Annotated in this window: 1 protein-coding gene; it reads right to left on the reverse strand. The window is 69.3% G+C overall.

Translation table 11 applies throughout. The annotated features are described in order from the left end of the window. A partial coding sequence (locus tag R0J87_RS25605) for a hypothetical protein (protein ID WP_498889823.1) occupies nucleotides 1-228 on the reverse strand: 228 nt, incomplete at both ends.

Here is a 228-nt window from a genome sequence, read left to right on the forward strand (position 1 = left end):
TGGGGATGTCCAGGTCGCTGAACACGCCGCTCAGGGTCTGCCCGGGCTTGATGCGCAGCAGCTGCCAGTTGTCGCCGGGCATGCCCTGCAGCTTGGCCGGCGGCAGTGGCGGCAGCGGCAGGGCGAGGGTGGAATGGGTGACCAGCGGGGCATCGATCGCATTGGAGAAGCCCGGCACGATCGTCGCCAGCAGCGCGCCGATGGTGGTGAACAGGCTGGCATGCAGCC

Source organism: Halomonas sp. SIMBA_159 (genome assembly GCF_046536035.1).
Taxonomy (GTDB): domain Bacteria; phylum Pseudomonadota; class Gammaproteobacteria; order Pseudomonadales; family Halomonadaceae; genus Vreelandella; species Vreelandella venusta_A.